The sequence below is a fragment of the Dyella sp. M7H15-1 genome (assembly GCF_004114615.1).
Classification (GTDB): domain Bacteria; phylum Pseudomonadota; class Gammaproteobacteria; order Xanthomonadales; family Rhodanobacteraceae; genus Dyella_B.
In genome coordinates, this window is sequence record NZ_CP035300.1 from 542,020 (window position 1) to 562,976 (window position 20,957).

Annotated in this window: 23 protein-coding genes; 6 read left to right on the forward strand and 17 right to left on the reverse strand. The window is 58.6% G+C overall.

Annotation, left to right across the window (positions count from 1 at the left end):
- The first annotated feature begins 27 nt into the window (after nt 1-27).
- The gene (locus tag EO087_RS02755) at nt 28-1,086 is read left to right on the forward strand and encodes a TMEM43 family protein (RefSeq protein WP_128897544.1); all 1,059 of its coding nucleotides are present in this window, start codon (nt 28-30) and stop codon (nt 1,084-1,086) included.
- Between the two features lie 11 nt (nt 1,087-1,097).
- On the opposite strand, the gene EO087_RS02760 is transcribed toward EO087_RS02755, so the two are convergent.
- From EO087_RS02760 to EO087_RS02770, 3 genes are all read right to left on the reverse strand, one after another.
- Nucleotides 1,098-1,664 carry an NUDIX hydrolase gene (locus EO087_RS02760; RefSeq protein ID WP_128897545.1) on the reverse strand — a complete coding sequence of 189 codons (567 nt, stop codon included), beginning with the start codon at nt 1,662-1,664 and terminating at the stop codon, nt 1,098-1,100.
- A 36-nt stretch (nt 1,665-1,700) separates the two neighbouring features.
- Entirely contained in the window at nt 1,701-2,528 is an 828-nt protein-coding gene (locus EO087_RS02765; protein ID WP_240669172.1) for a 5'-3' exonuclease H3TH domain-containing protein, read from the reverse strand.
- A 73-nt stretch (nt 2,529-2,601) separates the two neighbouring features.
- Nucleotides 2,602-3,171 (reverse strand): nitroreductase, encoded by a 570-nt coding sequence (locus EO087_RS02770; protein ID WP_128897547.1) that lies wholly within the window; start codon nt 3,169-3,171, stop codon nt 2,602-2,604.
- Between the two features lie 120 nt (nt 3,172-3,291).
- Here EO087_RS02770 and EO087_RS02775 point away from each other — a divergent pair, with 120 nt between their 5' ends.
- The gene (locus EO087_RS02775) at nt 3,292-4,392 is read left to right on the forward strand and encodes an NAD(P) transhydrogenase subunit alpha (RefSeq protein ID WP_128897548.1); all 1,101 of its coding nucleotides are present in this window, start codon (nt 3,292-3,294) and stop codon (nt 4,390-4,392) included.
- 58 nt (nt 4,393-4,450) lie between these two features.
- On the opposite strand, the gene EO087_RS02780 is transcribed toward EO087_RS02775, so the two are convergent.
- From EO087_RS02780 to EO087_RS02790, 3 genes are read right to left on the reverse strand one after another with little or no spacing between them, the layout of a single operon-like run.
- On the reverse strand, nt 4,451-4,969 hold the full coding sequence (locus EO087_RS02780) for a DUF3106 domain-containing protein (protein WP_128897549.1): 519 nt from the start codon (nt 4,967-4,969) through the stop codon (nt 4,451-4,453).
- A gap of 3 nt (nt 4,970-4,972) precedes the next feature.
- On the reverse strand, nt 4,973-5,365 hold the full coding sequence (locus tag EO087_RS02785) for a hypothetical protein (protein WP_128897550.1): 393 nt from the start codon (nt 5,363-5,365) through the stop codon (nt 4,973-4,975).
- Nucleotides 5,362-5,943, reverse strand: coding sequence for an RNA polymerase sigma factor (locus EO087_RS02790; protein ID WP_128897551.1), 582 nt, complete (start codon nt 5,941-5,943; stop codon nt 5,362-5,364). Before EO087_RS02790 ends, EO087_RS02785 begins: the two co-directional genes overlap by 4 nt.
- Before the next feature lie 345 nt (nt 5,944-6,288).
- Here EO087_RS02790 and EO087_RS02795 point away from each other — a divergent pair, with 345 nt between their 5' ends.
- Nucleotides 6,289-6,597 carry an NAD(P) transhydrogenase subunit alpha gene (locus EO087_RS02795; RefSeq protein ID WP_128897552.1) on the forward strand — a complete coding sequence of 103 codons (309 nt, stop codon included), beginning with the start codon at nt 6,289-6,291 and terminating at the stop codon, nt 6,595-6,597.
- Nucleotides 6,594-8,054, forward strand: a complete 1,461-nt coding sequence (locus tag EO087_RS02800; RefSeq protein WP_128897553.1) for an NAD(P)(+) transhydrogenase (Re/Si-specific) subunit beta — start codon at nt 6,594-6,596, stop codon at nt 8,052-8,054. Before EO087_RS02795 ends, EO087_RS02800 begins: the two co-directional genes overlap by 4 nt.
- Nucleotides 8,055-8,122: 68 nt before the next feature.
- Here EO087_RS02800 and EO087_RS02805 read toward each other — a convergent pair whose 3' ends face one another.
- From EO087_RS02805 to pncA, 3 genes are all read right to left on the reverse strand, one after another.
- Nucleotides 8,123-8,311: a hypothetical protein gene (locus EO087_RS02805; RefSeq protein ID WP_128897554.1), complete on the reverse strand. Its 189-nt coding sequence runs from the start codon at nt 8,309-8,311 to the stop codon at nt 8,123-8,125.
- A 159-nt stretch (nt 8,312-8,470) separates the two neighbouring features.
- On the reverse strand, nt 8,471-9,382 hold the full coding sequence (locus EO087_RS02810; protein WP_128897555.1) for an ion channel: 912 nt from the start codon (nt 9,380-9,382) through the stop codon (nt 8,471-8,473).
- A 150-nt stretch (nt 9,383-9,532) separates the two neighbouring features.
- Nucleotides 9,533-10,168 carry a bifunctional nicotinamidase/pyrazinamidase gene (pncA, locus tag EO087_RS02815; protein ID WP_128897556.1) on the reverse strand — a complete coding sequence of 212 codons (636 nt, stop codon included), beginning with the start codon at nt 10,166-10,168 and terminating at the stop codon, nt 9,533-9,535.
- A gap of 97 nt (nt 10,169-10,265) precedes the next feature.
- On the opposite strand from pncA, the gene EO087_RS02820 reads away from it, so the two are divergent.
- Entirely contained in the window at nt 10,266-10,652 is a 387-nt protein-coding gene (locus tag EO087_RS02820; RefSeq protein ID WP_128897557.1) for a hypothetical protein, read from the forward strand.
- 20 nt (nt 10,653-10,672) lie between these two features.
- On the opposite strand, the gene cls is transcribed toward EO087_RS02820, so the two are convergent.
- The 5 genes from cls to EO087_RS02850 all read right to left on the reverse strand — a co-directional run bounded on the left by cls (nt 10,673) and on the right by EO087_RS02850 (nt 16,059).
- Entirely contained in the window at nt 10,673-12,073 is a 1,401-nt protein-coding gene (gene cls, locus EO087_RS02825) for a cardiolipin synthase (protein ID WP_128897558.1), read from the reverse strand.
- A complete protein-coding gene (locus EO087_RS02830) occupies nt 12,074-13,444 on the reverse strand; it encodes an FAD/NAD(P)-binding protein (protein ID WP_128897559.1) in 1,371 nt (456 codons plus the stop codon).
- Between the two features lie 76 nt (nt 13,445-13,520).
- A complete protein-coding gene (locus EO087_RS02835) occupies nt 13,521-14,099 on the reverse strand; it encodes a cysteine dioxygenase family protein (RefSeq protein ID WP_128897560.1) in 579 nt (192 codons plus the stop codon).
- Between the two features lie 498 nt (nt 14,100-14,597).
- Nucleotides 14,598-15,373 (reverse strand): IS5 family transposase gene (locus EO087_RS02840; RefSeq protein ID WP_240669003.1). Its coding sequence is split into 2 segments (ribosomal slippage): nt 14,598-15,004 and nt 15,004-15,373, totalling 777 coding nucleotides; the frame shifts between segments, so codons are not numbered across the junction.
- A gap of 200 nt (nt 15,374-15,573) precedes the next feature.
- The gene (locus tag EO087_RS02850) at nt 15,574-16,059 is read right to left on the reverse strand and encodes a DUF456 family protein (RefSeq protein ID WP_128899781.1); all 486 of its coding nucleotides are present in this window, start codon (nt 16,057-16,059) and stop codon (nt 15,574-15,576) included.
- Between the two features lie 182 nt (nt 16,060-16,241).
- Here EO087_RS02850 and EO087_RS02855 point away from each other — a divergent pair, with 182 nt between their 5' ends.
- Nucleotides 16,242-16,817 carry an RIO1 family regulatory kinase/ATPase gene (locus tag EO087_RS02855; RefSeq protein ID WP_240669173.1) on the forward strand — a complete coding sequence of 192 codons (576 nt, stop codon included), beginning with the start codon at nt 16,242-16,244 and terminating at the stop codon, nt 16,815-16,817.
- Between the two features lie 13 nt (nt 16,818-16,830).
- On the opposite strand, the gene EO087_RS02860 is transcribed toward EO087_RS02855, so the two are convergent.
- From EO087_RS02860 to kbl, 3 genes are all read right to left on the reverse strand, one after another.
- On the reverse strand, nt 16,831-17,607 hold the full coding sequence (locus tag EO087_RS02860) for a ferredoxin--NADP reductase (protein ID WP_128897561.1): 777 nt from the start codon (nt 17,605-17,607) through the stop codon (nt 16,831-16,833).
- Between the two features lie 254 nt (nt 17,608-17,861).
- Nucleotides 17,862-19,334: a hypothetical protein gene (locus EO087_RS02865; RefSeq protein WP_128897562.1), complete on the reverse strand. Its 1,473-nt coding sequence runs from the start codon at nt 19,332-19,334 to the stop codon at nt 17,862-17,864.
- A complete protein-coding gene (gene kbl / locus EO087_RS02870) occupies nt 19,309-20,508 on the reverse strand; it encodes a glycine C-acetyltransferase (RefSeq protein ID WP_128897563.1) in 1,200 nt (399 codons plus the stop codon). The genes EO087_RS02865 and kbl overlap by 26 nt, the downstream gene beginning before the upstream one ends.
- Nucleotides 20,509-20,957 lie beyond the last annotated feature (449 nt).

Sequence of the window (20,957 nt, forward strand, 5' to 3'; positions counted from 1 at the left end):
CAATTCATCCTTCCGGCCGGAGGTTCGATGAGCGGCGAGCGCAAGCCACCTCTCTCAATCCGTGAGTTGCCGTGGCCCGCACTGGGTGCTGTGATTCTGCTTATTGGCGTGGGTGTTGCCGCAATCACCGAGAAAGGGCACATCGACTACCGCACGCAGATGCAGCGCCATGGCGGCGACGTGCTCAACCTGGGGAGCGACGGCCGGCCGGGCGCCGATGAACAGGGCAACATGGTGCGCGTGGTTGGCCCCGTGCAGGTGGTAGAAGAACCGCTGGATCAGCTATTCAATCAGCAAAGCAACCAGCCGGTGCTGATCCGTCATGTGCAGATGTTCCAGTGGCATGAGCTACGCTTAGGCGGTCCGGTTTCTTATGAGCTGGATTGGGAAGATCACCCGATCGATTCCAGTCATTTCGAACATGCCCAAACCCATGCCAATCCTGGCAAATTCCCGCTGAAATCGGCGCGGTTCGATGCCGGTTTGGTGCGTCTGAATGATTTCGTGCTTGATCCGGCACTGATCCATGCCCTGACCGGAAGCCGGCCGATGACGCCGGACTTGCGCAGGCTGCCGAGCAATCTCGCGGCCAGCTTCAGTTTGTTCAACAACAGTTTGGTCACCAGCGCAGTGCCTTCCAATCCGCAACTCGGCGATCTGCGCGTGAGCTGGGAAGTCGTGCCGGTTCAGGACGTCACGATCGTGGCCAAGGTGAATGGCAACCAGCTGGTACCCGCCAGCGACGCTGCGGATGGGGTGGGTTTTGCCGTGCAATCGGGCAATGTTCCGCTGGCCGATATTTTCCCGGACTTGCCGGTGCCGCCCGAATACGCGTGGTTGCGCCGCATCGGTTCGATGCTGCTCGCTACGTTCGGTACGGTGCTGCTGTTGCGCTGGCACTATCAGCGCATCGACCCGGTTCTCGCACCCGCGATAGCGGTGCTGGTGATGGGTGCGGTGGATACAGTGCTTTGGCTGGGCCATGACAACGCACGTGCTGGCTGGTGGTTCGTATTAACCTTTGTCGGTATCGCCTTGACGGTATGGCGCGTGCGCGCACTGGCCCCCGTTTCTGCGAAGAAGTGAGCCATTCCCTATCAGTCAAATAGATGGGCGTGTTCGATAAACCACAATCCGGCAAACAGCTTCGGGTCGATCGAGTAACCCTCTGCGGCACGTGCCAGCAGCCACTTGCCAACCTCCTTGCGTGGCACTTCGTGCACCACGATGTTTTCGCTCTCATCACCGCCGCCGTCGCCGATCCTGACCAAGTCATGTGCTCGCACGAAAGCGATCATCTCGCTACTCATGCCCGATGATGTCGGCCCTTCGTGCACGAATGCCATGCGACCACAGCGATAGCCGGTTTCTTCTTCCAGCTCACGTTGTGCAGCGATCAGCACGCTTTCGTTTTCACTGCCGGACAGATCACCTACCAGGCCCGCCGGCATTTCAATCGTGAATGCCTGAACTGCGACGCGGTACTGCTCGACCAGCAGAATGTTGTCTTCGGGCGTCACCGCCAGAATGATCACCGCGCCACCTGGATTATTGCGTTCGGCATATTCCCATCGTCCGCGTTGGCACAGGCTGAGCCAGCGTCCCTGGTAGAGCGTTTCAGGCTCGGCGCCAGCATCGTGGGGTTTGCGATTTTCGTGACTCATGGGAACAGTTGGCCTGATGTGGAATGAGGATGGGTGTTACACGCTGTTGAGTGCGCGCAGACGATTGCGTGTCAGCGGGCCAAAGCGAAGTTGCTCGCACAGTGGTTCGATGGACTCGGGATCGGGGCGGCGCAGCAAGGCTTCCGCCTGGCTTTCAACCGGGGCATCCAGTGCGATACGGGTAAGTTGGCGATACAGCTTTGCCAATTCACCATGCTCGCGCAGTTTTGCAGCACAACTGGCCGCGCCGCGCAGGCGCAGGAAGGGCACTTCTTCCACTCGCTCAAGCAGGGCATCAAGATTGCCAAAGTGTGCAAGCAAGGCGGCGGCAGTCTTCGCGCCGATGCCCGGCATGCCGGGAATATTGTCGACGGTGTCGCCGCACAGCGCGAGAAAATCCGCGACCTGTTCGGGATGCACGCCTAGTCGTTCAAACACCCCGGCCGGCCCCCAGCGCAGATTGCGCGCATAATCCCATTGCTCGTCCTGCTCGCCGAGCAATTGGCCAAAATCCTTGTCGGCTGAAACGATCACACTGCGAAAACCGTTGGCGCGCATGCCCCACAAGGTGCTGCCGATCAGGTCATCCGCCTCAAAACGGTGATCCATCAATACGCGAATGCCAAGTGCTTCTGTTACAGCACGGCATTGCACGAATTGTCGCTCCAGATCGGGCGGCGGCAACTCGCGATTGGCCTTGTATGGCGGATAGATGGCGTTGCGGAACGAGGTGGTCAACGAGGCATCAAACGCCACCGCAAGATGCGAGGGTTGCTCGCGTTCCAGCAACTCACACAGGAAGCGCGTATAGCCGTGCACGGCGTTGGCCGGATGACCTTCCGCGTCGTGAAACTCATCCGGCATCGAATGCCAGGCACGAAACACATACAGGCTGCCATCGACCAGATGTGCGGTGGGGTGGCTGGACCGCTTCACGTCATGCGTTCCATTGACTGAGCAGATTGTCCAGTGCAGGACGATCGCGATCGGGAATATCCGTTTGCGACGTGCCCAGGTGCACAAAGCCGATCACGCATTCGTTTTTTGCCAGACCGAGCAGGCTTGCCACTTCCGGATCATAAGCCGCCCAGCCAGTCAGCCACTGTGCGCCGAAACCCTGGGCATAAGCGCCAAGCAGGATGTTGTAGGCCACGTTGCCGGCACAGAGTTTTTGTTCGATCTCAGGAATGCCTGCATCATCGTGCAGGCGCGCAACCACCACGATCACCAACGGCGCAAAGGTGTAACGAAAGCGTTCCTTCTCGCGCTTGGATTCCGGCAATTGCGGATCGCGCTGAATCGCGCGCTCGGTCAGCAACTCACCAAACCTCAGCTTGCTATGGCCACGCAGTTCGATTAGCCGGAACGGCACCAGCTTGCCGTGATCAGGTACGCGAATTGCCGCTTCAAGCAGTGCACGCAGCGTTGTGGCATCGGGAGCCGGTTCGCCGAGCTGGCGCGAGGGGGCAGAATGACGCTGTTGAAGTAGAGCGAGCGGGCTGGACATGAGCGGGCGGTACCGAGGCAAATGCGTATCCTACAACTGCGGCCGGCGGGCCGGTAAGGAAGGTTCGCTCCGGCGCAGGCATCGGCTAGGATGGAGCGACTACTTTGCAGGGGATGGCCGATGTCGATTATCGTGTCCGCATTGCGTGAAACTGCCACAGGCGAGCGGCGTGTGGCAATCACGCCGGAAGTGGCGAAGAAGCTGCGTGGCAAAGGTCTGCGCGTGCTGCTGGAGCGCGATGCCGGTGCGGCGGCGGGTTTTCCTGATACGAGCTATGCCGATGTCGAATTTGCCGATGCAGCCAAGGTAACGAGCCAGGCCGACCTGCTGGCCTGCGTGCTGCCACCGGACGATGGTGTGCTTACCTGCCTGCGCGAGGGCAGTGTGATTGTCGGCCAATTGCGCCCGTATGCCGCGGCGACGAGGATGGCGATGCTGGCCCAGCACACGTTGACCGCATTTTCCCTGGAGTTGCTACCGCGCACGACCCGTGCGCAAGCCATGGATGTGTTGAGTTCGCAGGCTGCGGTAGCGGGTTATCGCGCCATGCTGATGGCTGCCGAAAACGCCCCGAAGTTCTTTCCGATGCTGACCACTGCCGCGGGCACCATTCGTCCCTCACGCGTGCTGGTGATCGGTGTGGGTGTGGCCGGTTTGCAGGCGATAGCCACGGCGCGTCGGCTCGGTGCCCAGATCGAAGGCTACGACGTACGTCCGGAAACGCGCGAGCAGGTGGAGTCGCTGGGTGCGAAATTTCTGGATCTGGGGGTCAGTGCGGCGGGTGGCGGCGGCTATGCGCGTGAATTGACGGCAGAAGAACGCGCAGCCCAGCAACAAGCCTTGGCCGAACATCTTAAAGCATTCGATGTCGTGGTAACGACTGCCGCTGTACCGGGGCGCACCGCGCCGAAAATCCTCACCACCGCCATGGTGGGTGGCATGAAGCCTGGTGCTTTGATCGTCGATCTGGCCGCCGAGAGCGGCGGCAATTGCGAGTTGACCCGTCCCGGCGAGCGCGTCGAACATGGGAGTGTGGTGATCCTGGGACTGCTCAATCTCGCGGCCGGCGCGCCGCTGCATGCTTCGGAAATGTATGCGCGCAATATCTACAACTTTGCCGAGTTGCTGATACGCGATGGCGCACTCAAGCCGGACTTTGATGACGAGCTGGTGGCAAAGAGTTGCGTGGTCCGTCAGGGCGAGGTCTTATTCAAGACCTGAGATAAGCGCGATTAATCGCGCACCTGCGTTGGGGTTTGCACTCCAACGTAACCAAGCTTCAGCGCCTCGGCATGCCAAATGCATGCTTGCCGGGCATCGTTGAGCGTGGCCCGATGTGTTGTAGCCATTGCCGCCGCTGTTCCGGGCTCTGTTCCTGCCACTGGCGACGCAAGGCGTCGCGCTGATCCGGTGGAAGCTGCTGGAAGCGTTTGAAGGCGTCGTGCAATTCCTGCTGCTTGGCAGGCGGCAAGGTGTCGTAGAGATGCTGGTTCTCGCGTGCTAGCTCACGTTGATCCGGCGTCATCTGCTGCCAGCGTGCAATGCGGTCGCGGATTTCCTGTTGCTTCTCCGGGGGGAGTTTCATCCAGTCCTGCGTGCGCTGGAGCATGCGTTCCTGTCGCTTGGGCGACAGGGTATTCCACTGCGACTGCAGCGGCTGGAGCATGTTCTGCTGGGCGGGGCTGAGCGTGTTCCACGGATGCGGTGCGGTCTGGTTTTGCGCATACGAAGGTGCTGCAGCCATCAGGCCAAGCATCAGGGTGAACAGCAAGGGCAGGCAGAGTCGTTGTGGCAGCATGGATCAACGTTTGGTCTGGCCGCTGCTGTCGTTGGCAGCGAGCCAGTTATAAAAATCGAGATTCTGGTACAAGCGAGGATCGTTCTTGTCGGCGCTGGGCGGCAGCTCGGTGTCGGGTTGGGCGGCAGTGGCTATCGCGGCGGTCGGTGTGTTGCTTGCGGTCTGGTGCGGCATCGGTTGCCAGATCATCAGTGCGGCCAGGGTCATGGCAGCCAGCGCGCCAACCGGCAGCAGCATGCGCGCACGATGTTGTGTTGGGGCGGGTGCTGCGGCAGCCTCCACGGCCGTGCGGCGTGCGGCGCGCAAGCGGCAGGTCGTGACCGGATCGATGCGTTGGGTCGCTTCCTGGTACAGCGCACGAGTGCGTTTTTCCAATGGCTTGTCGGACGAGTTCATCGCCACTCCTCCAATGCCTCACGCAGGTGTTGCATGGCCCGCGAGAGATGTGTTTTCACGCTACCTTCCGAGCAGCTCATCGCCTGAGCGGTTTCCGCCACGTCCAAGCCTTCCAGTACCCGCAGGATGAAGGCCTCACGTTGGCGTTGCGGAAGTTGTTTCACCGCTGCGGCCACGTCCGCGTAGGACTTTTCGCCGTGCAATTTTTCCAGTGGGTCCGGACCGGTATCGGCCGGCTCCCACACCGGTAATTCATCGTCGTCGTGGCCGCCGCCGAGCCAGCCAACCACAATGGAGCGAACCTTACGTCGACGCTGCAAATCCACAATGCGCCGGCGCAGAATGCCCCAGAACAACGGCGTCCATTCCTCAGCGGGTTTCCCGCGGTAATGCTTGACCAGCCGGAGCATGGCGTCCTGCACGGCATCCAGGGCGTCCTCCCGGTTGCCAAGGTGCAACTCGGCCATGCGGAAAGCCCGCCGTTCCATGCTCGCCAAAAAGGCATCCAGGCTGGTGGGAACCGCCCGGGTTTCCTGTGCAATAAGTTCCGCCTCAAACAACGCCGAGACGCTGTTCATTGCGTCGTTTTCCGAATTGTCAGGGCGAGCATCCCTTGGCTCCATCTGTTCGACTCTCGACATCAACGCACAAGCCCGACTGGGGTTGACCAGAGCCGCCCGTTGCAAGCTCTGCGATGGACATGGGGGCAGTGCTTTGAACTTAAGGACGACCCAGTCGCCGGAGATTCTCTGTTCGTCATCCCAGCTTTCGCTGGGATGACGATGCGCTCCGAGCGCTCCGAAATAACACCGACATGAATCCTAAGTTCGGAGCATTGGGCACGAAGGAGCCTCGTGGCATGGATCAGAACGTCCCACACACCGTATGATGAGACGAAAACCACTGACTGGCGGGGGAAACACATGCTCGACGGGTTCCTGGCGCTTTACATCTTCATGCTGGCCGCGTTCACGGGGTACGAGATCATCTCGCGGGTGCCAGTGATCCTACACACTCCGTTGATGTCTGGCTCTAATTTCATACACGGAATTGTGCTGATTGGGGCCATGATCGCGCTAGGTCATGCGCGAACCCCGTTCGAGATGACGATTGGTTTCATTGGTGTTCTGCTTGGCGCCGGTAACGCCGCCGGCGGCTATGTGGTGACTGAACGGATGCTGGAGATGTTCAAGTCCAGCAAGCCCGGGAAGGGCAGCGGGGAGGCCAAGTGATCGACGCCTGTTACTTCCTCGCGGCTCTCTTATTCATTCTTGGTCTCAAGCGCATGAGTTCGCCGCGCACGGCGCGGGGCGGCATTGTGTGGGCCGGTTTCGGCATGTTGCTGGCCGTGATGGCAACTCTGTTGCTGCCCGATATGGAGCATCGGGGGCTGATCATTGCCGCCGTGCTGATCGGCGTGGCGGCTGCGTGGTGGTCCGGTCGCAAGGTGGCGATGACGGCCATGCCACAGATGGTGGCCCTGTACAACGGCATGGGCGGCGGGGCCGCCGCCGCCATTGGGGCCAGCGAGCTGGTTGGCCACGTACAGAATTTCGCCGCACTGAATGGCGTGATGGCGCCGAATACCTATCCGTTGATGCCGGAAAGCGGGTCGCCGCTGCATGCCGCAACAGCGGTCGTGGCGCCGTTGAGTCCGGTCGCCTTGGCTCTGGGCGTTTTAGGTGCGCTGATTGGTTCGGTAAGTTTTTCCGGCTCCTTGATCGCCTTCGCCAAATTGCAGGGTTGGCTCGACCGCCGTTTCGTGTTTCCGGGACAGCGCGTAGTGAACATGCTGGTGCTGGCCGCCGCCGTGGTGATCGGCGTGATGCTTGCCACCGGCCATCTGACCATGGTCCTGATTGGCGCCTTCTTTGTGCTCGCATTGTTATTCGGCATCCTGATGACGCTGCCGATCGGTGGCGCGGACATGCCGGTGGTGATTTCGCTCTACAACGCCTTCACCGGTCTGGCCGTGGCATTTGAAGGTTATGTGCTGCACAACGAGGCGATGATCATTGCCGGCATGGTGGTCGGTTCGGCCGGTACCTTGCTGACCCAGTTGATGGCGAAGGCAATGAATCGTTCGCTGGGCAATGTGCTGTTCGGCGATTTCGGTGCGGTAGCCGGTGCTTCGGCACAAGCCATCGGTGGCAGCCAGAAACCGATCGAAGCGGCCGATGCCGCGGTGATGATGGCGTACGCCGAACGCGTAGTGATCGTGCCCGGCTATGGCATGGCCGTGGCCCAGGCGCAGCACAAGGTATGGGAGTTCGCGCGGCTATTGATCGCGCGCGGGGTGAAGGTGAAGTTCGCCATCCATCCCGTTGCGGGGCGCATGCCTGGCCATATGAACGTGCTGTTGGCCGAAGCGGGCGTGCCGTACGACCTGATCGTCGATATGGAAGACATCAATCCCGAATTCCCGGCCACGGACGTCGCGTTGGTGATCGGCGCCAACGACGTAGTCAATCCAATGGCCAAGACCGACCCGTCTTCGCCGATCTATGGCATGCCGATTCTCGATGTGGCCGACGCGAAGCAGGTGATCGTGGTCAAGCGCGGCAAGGGCACTGGCTTTGCCGGCATCGAGAACGCGCTGTTCTATGCCGACAATGCACGCATGTTGTATGGCGATGGTCAGGCCGCGGCTGGCCAGCTTGTGTCCGAACTGAAGACGCTGGACGATTGACCATATCAACGGCTTGCACCTGTGTGCATGCGCGGGCTGTATTTTACAAAAGCCCTTCCGCCTAGCATTTACAGCGTACGGCGCTCCGTCGGCCACTGGCTGAAGGCAAACACGTACATCATGATGATGTTGACCAACGGTATGAAGATCAACAGCGACCACGCGCCGTTGTAGCCGGCTTTTGAGACGATTTTCCACGCCGGAATCAATCCCAGAATAGCCGCGATCAATCCACCGAATAATGGATGCGTATGCATAAACCCCTCGCTTGCCGGTTGGCTCCCCGATCGGAGTGATGGCTAGCTTAGCGGTAACGGCGCGTAAAGTGGGTAGGCTGATACGCGATGACTGGCTATGGCCAGTCATCGCGCCGTGCGAAGACATCGCCATGCGGCCCGCGAATGCGACATGGCAGGCTACATCGTGTCTTCATGCTCCTCGTCCAGCGGCAACACATGGTCGAAGATGGTGTAATCGATCACATTGAGTCCGTTCTCGTCTTTGCGCACCAGATCGAGATAACGATAGTTCCAGCGTACTTCCTTGATGCCCCACTGATGACGGGCCAGCATGGATTGCGAAGTGGTTTCGTCGATACCTTCGATGGTCAGCAGCAACGCGGATTCGCTGGCTTCCAGGTTTTCCGGCGTAGCCCCGTAAAGTGGGCTGCTTTCATCGATCACATGCATCAGGTTCCAACTCAGCATGAAGATCGGATGCTGCTCGCGCACCAGTTTCAGGTCTTCGATGCGGCGAATCTGGAAGCCTTCCGGGCTCTGGTGCCGGCGCACCAGATGCAATTGTGCGGACGCCTGCGCAATCAGGTTCAAGCGCATGTTGGCAGCACGCATCATCAGGGTTTGTTGGCCTTCGATCATACGCACTACCGGATGCTTGCCGAACAGGATCTTGGCGCGTGGCCGCGAGAAGCGCGCGAAGATCAGGCCGGTCATCACGGCGATATTGCCCATCCCGAGGATGATTTCCGTTGTCGCCACGATATGCGTGTAAATCGACTGCGGATGCATGTCGCCGTAGCCGACGGTAGCTAAGGTTTCCACGCTGAAGAAAAAGGCGCCCGCCAGACCCTTCGGATACTGATTGGCAATGCCATTCGGATCGATCTGGTAGATGATCGCGAAGATCGCGTTGAAGATCAGGAAAACGCTGGTGCCCAGGCTGAAGAAGACCGGCCAGCTCACGGTGAGCGCGCGGTGGTAGAAGTCGTCCCAGATGCGTTCGGGTAAACCTTCCGACACAAACGGGCGGCCACCGACCTGCACGATGCGCGGCCTTTTCCGCAAGAGCTGGAATGGTTTGCCGACCATGTTTCATTTTTCCTGGTGTCTGCGCTGTCGGCTGAATTGTAGCGCTCGTGTCGTAGCCGGAACGGCCACTGCACTTGCTTTGCGGGCGAGGTAAGCTAATTCACCCAGTGAAGCTGACGATCATGCGCATGTGAATAAATCAGAGCATCCCTAAAGGTCTTCTGCGGATTCAACAATCCCAATACCAGCGATCCTAAGCGCTTCACGTGTGACCTGATCGCTCTCCGCCGTCACTGGCCGCGTCAAATCCCACAGCACATGCGCACGAAAGCCCAGCGCCAGCGCATCCTGTACTGTCCATAGCACGCACACATCCCGCGCCAGGCCCGCGACATAAACCTCATCCGCGCCACGCTCGCGCAGCCAGCCGGCCAGCCCTGTGCTGGGACGGTTGCCATTCGGGCCATGGTTTTCGCGAAAGCCGCTATACGAATCCACTTGTGGGTCGTTGCCCTTGCGCAGGATCAGGTCGACCGCCGACCAATCGATGGCTGGATGCAGCGACGCGCCTGGCGTGTTTTGCACGCAGTGATCAGGCCACAAGGTCTGCGGATGACCATAGAGCGAGATCTGCTGGAAAGGGGACTTACTCGCATGCGTGCTGGCAAAGGAGATATGGGTGCGTGGATGCCAATCCTGCGTAGCGACGGTTTGCTTGAACCGACGGCGGCGTAGCAGGCGATCGATACCGGGCACGATCGTATCGCCTTCCTGGCAGGCCAGAGCACCACCTGGCATGAAGTCCGGCTGGACGTCGACAAGGATCAGGGCGGCATGGTTTTGCATGGGAAGTGCTCGCGGGGAACCGTAAGATTCCAACGCCAATCGACGGCATAATGCAAGCGTAGGGTAAACGGGCCCTGGCTACCGGGAAAAAGCAACGATGCATTACGACCAATCGTGGATGGGATACGGCATGGTGGGCGGCCTCGAAGCCGGCGCGATCAGCGCGGTGGCGGCCTTCCTGCTGTATCTGATCGTGCATGCCATCGGCCGTCGCCAGGGTTGGAGTCCGTTGAAGAAAATCGCGATTGCCTTTCTGTTGGCGTTGCTGCTGACCGCCACGGGCGACATGTGGGATCTGTTCTACTTCAACTATGGCCAGCTTCAATCCGTGACATTGCTTAAGGCCAAGCTGGCCAGCGTGCACGACCCGGACAACATCGGGGTGCGGGTGTTCTGCGAGATGGCCGGTGCGATGGTGGGCGCATGCGTAGGCTGGATCATGCTTGGTGGCGATTGGCGCCGTGCGTTGCGGGGGGATGATTGATCCCGTGGCCGCGAGGGCGCTCAAAGAATCGGATCAAACAAGCGCGCCACATGCATGGCAAGACGTCGCAAATAAGGTGCCTTGCGATACTCCGCGCGCGTCACTTCCATGGCACGCCCGAAATCCTCCAGCAACATGTGTTCCACGTCCTGGGCAAAGGCACGATCCACGTTCAGTGTGCCGATCTCGAAGTTGAGCCGGAACGAACGATTGTCCAGGTTCATGCTGCCGACACAGGCGGCCTCGTCGTCGATCAGGATGATCTTTTCGTGAATGAAGCCGGGCTGGTAGCGGAAGATGCGAATGCCAGCACGGATGGCGTCGTGGGCATGCAAGGCGGAGGCGAGAAATACCGTGTGATGATCGGGCCGTACCGGAATCAGCACGCGCACGTCGACGCCGCGCATCACCGCCAGACGCAAGGCCGACATCACCGCCTGGTCGGGTACGAAATACGGTGTGGTCAGCCACAAGCGCTTGTTTGCGGCGTTGATCGCGGCGGTAAAGTACAGCGAACAGCTTTCCTGTGGATCGGCCGGTCCAGTCGCCGCAATCAGTGTGCAGGCTTCGCCTTGTGCGGGGCGGGGCGGCAGCAGTGGCGGCAGTTCGCCGGTTACCCAATGCCAGTCCACGGCAAAGCAGCGCTGCAGGTCGAGTACGGCGGGGCCGCTGATTTGCAGGTGCGTATCGCGCCAGGGCGCCAGTGGCGGCTTCAGGCCAAGATACTCGTCGCCGACATTGAGCCCGCCGAGAAAACCCAGCCAGCCATCGACCACCACGATCTTGCGGTGATTGCGAAAGTTGAGCTGGAAGCGGTTGCTGTGACGCTGGGTGGCGAACGGATGAATCGCTACGCCGCCCTGGCGCAGGGTCTCGACGTACTGCCGGGGCAGGGCATGGCTGCCGATGCCGTCGAACAGTACAAACACCTGCACGCCTGCTGCGGCACGTTCCAGCAATGCCTGCTGCATGCGTTGGCCTAGCTTGTCATCGTGGATGATGAAAAATTGCATCAGGATGCATTGTTCGGCCTGGGCGATGGCGCTGAAAATCGCTTCGAACGTCGCATCGCCATCGATCAGCAACCGTAGTTGCTGCCCCTCGCGGAAAGGGTAGCCAAGCATCTGGGTCAATGCCGCATATTGGGTGCAGCGCTTCGGCACGTCGATCGGCTCGCCACGCAGGGAAGCGTGCGCCAGTCGCTGTCGATGCACACGATGCAGGGTGACATAACCCTGGAAATGACTGCGTCCCAGATACAGATAAGGGATCAGGGTGACATAGGGCAGCAAGGCCAGCCCGAGCGCCCAAGCAAAAGCGCCCTGTGGGGTGCGTGTGTGCATCACCGCGTGCATCGCGGTGAGAATGCCTGCGACATGCAGCAGCATGGCAAGCAGGGTAAGAAGCTGCGCAAGGCTCATTCAGCCGGCCAGAATGTGGTCAGCCAGTTGTCGCGCCTGCTGGCGGATCTCCGGTATGGCGGTGGATTCCCACAACGTGCCGCGCAGCATGCTGCCCATGGCAAATAGCCGTGGCCACGCGGTGCCATTGTGCAGTACGCGTCCGTCCGGGGTAGTGTCGATACCCAGGCCGAAGGGGTCGGAACGGATATGGCCGTTGGTCATCATCTGCTGCAATAAGGTGTGTTGAGTGCGGCGCACATCGGTTTCCAGGCCAACGCTCTGGATGATCATGTCCGCATCGAGCACGCGTTCGGCATATTCACCCTTGGGTGCAAAGACCATCCGCAGTCCCTGCGTTGTCAACGCGATGCTGTGCATATGGCCGCGCAGGCATTGCAGGCGCCCTTCCTTTTCCAGTGCTTTGATGGAGCAGGCGACCTGTGGTGGCAGTCGGTGGCGAGCACGCTCCCAAGCCCAGCGCGCGTGACGCAGGAAGCGGGCGCGATCGTCGTGTTGCAGTAAGCCCCACAGTTTTGCCGTGTACGGACGCAGGCTATCGACGACCCTGCGCCAATCGTCGGTGTGCTCGATGGCATCGCGCAGCACGTGGATCCAATAGCGGATGTCCGGGACCTCGCGCATGGATTCCACGAGATCTTCGGTATCTTCATAAGGCAGCGAGGTGCCAGCGCGATGCACTTCCGGCAGCATACCGTGGCGCGAGATCGCCGTGAAGTGCGCCTTCGGCCACTTTGCGGCGAGCTCGACAATCACATCGACGGCGGTCAGGCCCAGACCGATCACCAGCACGTTATGCGCTTGCATGTCCGGTTGTGCATCGGCGAGAAGTTGCCACGGTAGGGTGACGTAGCGGCCACTGGCAAGCACATCGTCGTGGACGCCCGGCAAAGGGCAGGGCGTCAATGCACCGAGCGCAAGCACGGCCGCTTCGACACGCGTAGTCGTTTCGCCCTGGAGCAGCAGGGTGACGCCGTCATTCTCGGGAACCACTGCGTCGACGGCGTACGGCACAATGCGTACGTCATGGCCGTTGTCGCGGGCGCGCGCCAGTGCAGCAGCTATTTCCCCTTCGAGATAATCGCCGTACCAGCATCGGGGCAGGAAATCGGTGCCTGAGATCGACGGGTCGCGCTTTTGCATGTACTCGAGAAAACCGCCGGGGCGGTTGGCGAACATGCCCATCGATGCGGCGCGCACATTCAGCAGATGACGTTCCGAACGCGTGCCGTACGCCACGCCGCGGCCCGGCGTGGCGCCGCCGGTGTACCAGTCCAGATGCAGCGGCTGCGACACAGGGCGTTCCAGCAATTCGCTGAGCAACGTGGCTCCTGCGGCGCCGCCGCCAATGATGGCGACCCGTCGAAACATGTCTTTCCTCACCAAGGATGACCCTGGTCAATGCCACGCAAGCATTGATCAAGGCATTCATTCGTGTAGCTAGATATCAGACGCGCAACGGACCGGCAATCCGTGCACGTTGCGGCTGGCTGTGCCGGAACCGTTCGGATCCGGCGAGCTCGTACGTGCTGTAATCTTCGAGGTCGCCACCGTACACATGCAAGGTCAACGCCGTTTCCTGTCGTGAAAGGTTGCGACAACGATGCATGTGCGGCATATCCGCGTCGAACCATGTTGCGTCGCCCGGTCCAAGCCAATCGCGTCCGCGCAGTTGCCACGGTTCGGATGTAAATGTGCGCGACCAGGATTCCACTTCGAGCGCGCCATACAAACTCAATTCAATGCCCCACAAACCCGCATGGTCGTGCGAGGGCGTGCTGTATCCCGGCGGCCAGGCCATCACCAGCACGCTTACGCCAGGGTGGCTGCGGCGTCCCAACAGCCAGCGTTCGAAACCACGATGGCGTTGGCGCAGATCCGTCAGGCCATCGGCAAGTGCTTGCGCATCGCGATGCACGATGCTGCCCAGTTCACGCGATAGTGAAGCGAGGTCCGGATTCTTTTCCAGCGTATACGCGAGCGCAGCGTCGCGTAATGCTTTGAGGCTGTATCGGTATGTACGCATAAGTTCCGCGGGCGGACCAGAGGCAGCCCGCAGTGGAGCATGCCCGTCGTTAAATGGTCGTAAGGTGGTTCATGACAAGTCTGACTTCCGTAGCATGGACTGTCTGGCGCATCAGCCTATGCTTACGCCGAGCCCTAAACCTTTCATGGCCAGAGCGCATCTGAACATGCGGTTCACGTCGACGATACTTATTCAGCGTTGCCTTAAATTGATTCGACGTAAGTGGGCATCCGCTGGATGGGCTGATTAATCCGGCCAATTTCAAAAAAAACCCCGCAAGGGGTGCGGGGTTGCAGGATTACGGATATCGGGGAGGCGATATCCGTAGAACATATCCTGCCTCGACACAGCTTGAAACAGCGTGCAGCCCTCGTGATGATCGTCTTCACGAAGCCGATGGCAAAACCTTTGCCACCCTATGTCCATGCACGGAGCTTTCAGGAGTGGTCCTTATGTCCCGCACCCGGTCAAGTGGTGCTATCGCGCTAGAGCATGTCGTCATAAGATTCTGAGCCACATGACGAGGCAGCGAATTTGCACAGCGGCAAGGAAAGAGGACAGATTCTTCGCGTAGCGTGTCGCCACACCACGCCACTGTTTCAGGTACAAAAACGCATTCTCAACCAGGTGGCGATGACGATACAGGTACGTGTCGTAGTCGCGCGGCTCTTTTCGGTTTTTACGTGGCGGAATATGCGCCTGCATGCCTTGCTCATGAGCCTGCTCAACAATGGCATCACTGTCATAACCTTTGTCGGCCATGAGATGCTCAGCAGGAATGTCTTTGATCAGTTCCGCGGCCTGCGAACAATCTGCCCGGGTACCCTCTGTAACAAGAATTCGGACTGGCATACCATGCGCATCCACGGCCAAATGTATCTTGGTGTTGCGCCCCCTTTTGTGAGACCTATGCCCTGATTGCCGCCACGAGCTCCCGCTGCATGAGGATGAACCTTGCAGTGACTGGCATCGATCATCAGCCACTCAAAGTCCGGCTCATCCATCACACGTTCCAACAGACCTTCCCATGTGCCGTTATCGCGCCAGCGACAAAAGCGCCGATGGGTATTCTTCCAATCGCCGTACTCGGGTGGTAAATCTCGCCACGGCGCTCCGGTGCGAAGTATCCAGAACACTGCGTTGATGAATTGCCGATTATCTTTGGCTACACGCCCCCATCGGCCCGCTTGACCCGGCAAATGGGGTTCAAGCAAACCCCATTTTTCATCGGAGATGTCATGGCGTCGATAGGCTGCAGTCACAGAGGATTCCATCCAGCAAGATTCGATGGCGGGTAGTTAACCATATTTCAACACCTCATGACGACAGGCTCTACGGTTTTGGTGATGAACTGGTGAGCAGCGTCATCCATGGCATTGGCATCCTGCTGAGCATCGTCGGGTTGGCCGTGCTGGTTGTGCATACCGCGGTCATGATAGGCGTGCCAGGCACGCGCCATGTACCGAAAGCTGGGCTACACGTGCAGCAGCCACACACCAGCGGCGAGGGCTACCATGATGAGCGACAGCACCAGCTTCACCAGCACCCCAAACAGCAGCCCCAGCCAGGTGCCGATACCCACGTGGGCCGAGCGCAGCACACTTTTGCTGGAGAGCAGCTCACCGAGCAGTGCGCCCACGAAGGGACCAAGAATCAAACCGGCCAACCCCAAGAACATGCCCACCATCGTGCCGATCCACGCGCCCCAGATGGCGCTCGAACTGGCACCCACGCGCTTGGCGCCGAGTGAAGCCGCGATGAAATCCACGGCGATGCCGAAGGCCGCCAGCACGCCCAGGATGATCAACCAGGTCATACCCAGATGGTGGTAGTCATCCAGCGCCGCTGCCAGCAGGATGCCGCCAAAGATCATCGGAATACCTGGCAGACTCGGCAACACCGTGCCAATCAGGCCACCCACGATCAGGGCAATGGCGAGTAGGTACAGTGCGATGTCCATCATGGGCCGGTCATCCTCAGGCAGCATGGTCGCGAATCGGCCACAATAGTCCGTTGCCAGCGTGCGGTGGGCAAGCCGCATGCATCATTGCTACTGGTAGTCCTGTGCCAAATAACGAATCCATCCTGCTCAAGGCTGATGAACTGGGCTGTATCGAGATCATCGAGCGCGATGGCGTGCGAATGATCCGCCGCGATATCCGCGCGGCGCGCTGGTGGGCGCGTGCCTTTGCGCGGCGCGCCGCGGCACGCGAAGCGCGTGCGCTGGCGAAGCTGGATGGCATCGATGGCGTGCCTGCCTTGCTGGGATGGGATAGCTACGAGTTGCTGCGCGACTACATCGCCGGCCAACCGATGCAACAGGCGCAACCACGCGATCCATCTTATTACCGTGAAGCCCTGCGTCTGCTGGCGCAACTGCACCGGCGCGGCATCGTGCACAACGATCTGGCCAAGGAGCCGAATTGGCTGGTGCGCAGTGATGGACGTCCAGCGTTGGTGGATTTCCAGATTGCCTGGACGCGCGGCCGGCGCGGCCGATGGTTCCGCTTGCTGGCGCGAGAGGACTTGCGTCATTTGCTCAAGCACAAGCGCACGTATTGCAACCATGCGCTCAGCAAGCGTCAGCAAGCGATGTTGAAGACCCCGGCGCTGCACTCGCGCCTATGGCGTGCAACGGGCAAGCGTTTGTACAAATGGATTGCGCGGCGGGTGTTTGGTTATTGGGACAACGAAGGCAAAGGACGCGTGCGCGATTAAACCCATACACACCCTACTTTTCGACGAACGCGCGCTCGATCACGTAGTCACCTGGCTCACGCGTGCGTGGCGAGGCTTTGAAACCACGCGCATCGAGTAGGGCGCACAGGTCATCCAGCATCGCGGGGCTGCCGCACAGCATCAGGCGATCGATTTCCGGATTGAGTGGCGGTAGGCCGATCGCCTGGCTCATCGCGCCATCGACGATGTTGTCGGTGATGCGTCCACGATGGCGGAACGGTTCGCGGGTGACGGCGGGATAATAGATGAGTTTTTCGCGCACCAGCTCGCCAAGGTATTCGTGCTGCGGCAGCTCGTTCTGCAAGTAGTCCGAATAAGCCAGATCGTTGATCTGGCGCACGCCGTGGGCCAGCACGATCGTGTCGTACTGCGCGTAGGTGGCCGGATCGCGGATGATGCTCATGAACGGCGCAAGGCCCGTGCCGGTGCCGAGCAGATACAGATGCTTGCCGGGCTTCAGGTCCGTCAGCACGAGGGTGCCGGTGGGCTTGCGGCTTATGGTGAGCGAGTTGCCGGGCTTCAGGTGCTGCAGGCGCGAGGTGAGCGGACCATTTGGCACCTTGATCGAAAAGAATTCCAGGTGTTCTTCCCACGCCGCGCTGGCGATCGAATAGGCGCGCATCAACGGCCGGCCATCCACTTCCAAGCCGATCATCACGAACTGCCCGCTATCAAAGCGGAAGCCTGGATCGCGCGTGGTGCGGAAGCTGAAAAGGTTGTCGTTCCAGTGATGGACATCAAGAACTTGCTCGGTCGCCAAAGCCACCATGGTTAATCTTCTCGGGTTGTGCGTTAGGGTAATGCACGCTGTGCGGCACAGCGGCTTGCTCGCGGGGAGGGCTGGGGGCCATTTGCCGTACGAGCGCCGGGTGTCAACCCGACGATGAGCGACATAGATTACGCGATTCGATCCGTTTTCGCGTTAGGAAGGGGCCATTCAGGAGGGGTTGTCGCGCGTTCAACACGTTGCGGCCTTCCCTTGGCGCGCCATCTTTGCGATGGTTTATCGTGCTTCGAAAGCAGTTATGTAGGATCACTTTTTTTGAACTGTACCCAAAGACGTAAAAACTCTCTGGGTTGCGCGCCGTTATTTGACGCTACGTTGTTATACGTGACACTGCTACTCCTCTTCGATTGGTTGCTTCCCTGATCACTCATGCGCTCAATACTCTTCTCTCTTTTCATTTTTCCATCAATTGGAAAAGTTGTGGAAGTTAGTCGCGAGTGACAGGTATTTCCACAATTGATTAACGCCACCCGATCTAGCGGGTTTTTATGAAGGCCGTTGTAATAAAGTGCATTTTCGAAATCAATAATATCTCTCACACAAAAGTTGCCATCGATCAGGGCGTCTGTTAAATCGGTTTGATATATCTTATCGCCGGTTTGCGAATTTAGTATAAGGTGTGCAATCGGCATGCACTTATCCACAAGCTTATGAAAATCACGCATATCCTTTTGAGGAATTTCGCTTATGTATTTTTGAAGATCTTCTAATTCTTTGCCATTAAATGTATTGGGATCGATTATATGGCAGGCATGTTTAAACACATATGGGGTAGATATTAAACTGCCATTTGAGTCAATTTCTTTTGTTTTTAAAAAATTGAATAGCTCTTCTTTGGTTGCGGCGCGGCTCGCTTCCTGGGGTGTTGAATGAAAAATAAGTGTATCAGTGAAACCAACTACTCCGTTTGCCGGAATTCGACACAGCTTAATTTCTTCGTCCACGCCATCAGGATTAATACTTTCCGCGGCGATATGCTCTAATGCGGTAGTTGGCATATTTGGCTGGACAAATGTCTGAAAATATTTTTGATTCCAGCCTACGTGTTTTATATATTCAGGACCATCAATGGCATGATCAGTATTATATATCAAGTCCACAAAAAGCGTCGATCCGGTGGAATCCCTATGGAAGCCGACTGTATTTACGTCGGTGCTTCTATCACCATAATAATCTACGGTTATAACAGGATAAAATCCTTCTTTTATAAATGAATCAATATTATCATTTAAGTATTGAAGTTGCCCCGACTGTTCCAATACGCTTAATGTCAGCGCAACGACATTGGTCGTTGCAATGATGTCATTCTTGAAGGCCGTCTGCGTATTGAGTATACCTGAGATCGGCATTATCGACGGATTATCATTAAATTCTAGACGCAGGCCGTTATCTGTTTTAACAGTATTTATTTCACAGATGCGATGCGTTCGTTTTGAGTGATTTGTTAAGGATCGACATTTTTCGATAACGGAATCACGGTTGACTATGTCATGGGCATTCAGCGCAAATATTTTCGGCTCTGAAAGCGCCTTCAGTCCTTGAGCTTCACTATTTGTCAGTAGTGGCGAGTCATTTGATACATCTAATATTTTATTTTCATTTAAATATGGATTAACTGAATGAAGTTGTTTCATTTTATTGGGTCGTTGGTGGAATTCATGGGTAACTTGATCGGCATGAACCTTAAGTTTGGAATATTCCCAGCGCACGCCCCACCTTGGTAAACGCCGCAATCGCCTGATCCAGATGTTCGCGCGTATGCGCCGCGCTCATCTGCGTGCGGATGCGTGCCTGGCCTTGCGGCACCACCGGGTAGAAGAAACCGGTGACGTAGATGCCTTCATCGAGCAGTGCTGTGGCCATGGCCTGCGCTTTCTTGGCGTCGTACACCATCACCGGCACAATCGGGTGCACGCCGGGCTTGATGTCGAAGCCAGCTTTGGTCATTTGCTCGCGAAAGTAGCGCGTATTTTCCTGCACGCGTTCGCGCAGGTCGCCCGCTGAGCCCAGCATGTCGAATACCTTGATGGCGGCGGCGACCACGTGCGGCGGCAAGGAGTTGGAGAACAGATACGGGCGCGAGCGCTGGCGCAGCATCTCGATGATCTCGCCGTGGCCGGTGGTGAAGCCGCCCAGCGCGCCGCTGAGTGCCTTGCCCAGCGTGCCGGTGAAGATGTCGATCTTGTTCAGCACGCCGTGCACTTCCGCCGAACCGCGGCCGTGGGGGCCAAGGAAGCCGGTGCAATGACACTCGTCGATATGCACCAGCGCGTTGTACTTGGTGGCCAATGCGGTGATCTGGTCCAGCGGCGCGATAAAACCATCCATCGAGAACGCGCCGTCGCTGGTGATCAGCTTGGTGCGTGCGCCGGCCGCATCGGCGGCTTGCAATTGTTTTTCCAGATCGGCCATGTCGCAGTTGGCGTAGCGGAAACGTTTGGCTTTGCACAAGCGAATGCCGTCGATGATGGACGCGTGATTGAGCGCGTCGGAGATGATCGCGTCTTCTTCACCCAGCAGCGGTTCGTACAGGCCGCCGTTGGCGTCGAAGCAGGCGGCGTAGAGAATGGTGTCTTCGGTGCCGAAGAAGTCGGCGATCTTTTTTTCCAGCTGCTTGTGCAGATCCTGCGTGCCGCAGATAAAGCGCACCGAGGCCATGCCGAAGCCGTGCGTATCCAGCGCCTCTTTGGCGGCCTGGATCACTTCGGGGTGGTCGGCCAACCCCAGGTAGTTGTTGGCGCAGAAATTCAGCACCTTGCGGCCGCCTTCCAGCTCGATCTCGGCAGATTGCGGCGAGGTGATGACGCGTTCGGCCTTGAACAGGCCCTGTTCGCGGATGGACCGCAGCTCCTGAGCGTAGCGTGTCTGACCGGAGTAGCTCATGGGATATGCCATGTGGGGAAAGACGCACTTTAGGCTTTTTTGGCGCGAGAGGGAACCTATTGAGTGCAAGTGGGCGTAGAGATATGCATGTCTGTGCGGCGTGCAAACCCATCCGATTACACACATCTTTTTTCGATGTCAGGCCGGGTGAGTAGGGCGTGAGCCCCTCTCCTTCCGGGGTTGGGGTGAGGGTGCGGCCAGGGCGCGAAAACGAAGATTTGTGCGAGAACTGAATCGCTCGCTTCGCCCGGACCCTCACCCGTCTGCCGACACCCTCTCCCGAAGGGAGAGGGGCTTACCTATCAGATGTTTCGAATGTGTGTAATCGGATGGTGTAAACCATCTTGCAGAAGTTTTCTTTGAAGTTTTATTTGACAGTTTGAACCCCCGCCGTATGCGAAGGCGCGTCGCCGTATGAGTGCGGCCGAATTGCGAATAGTTCTATGTCC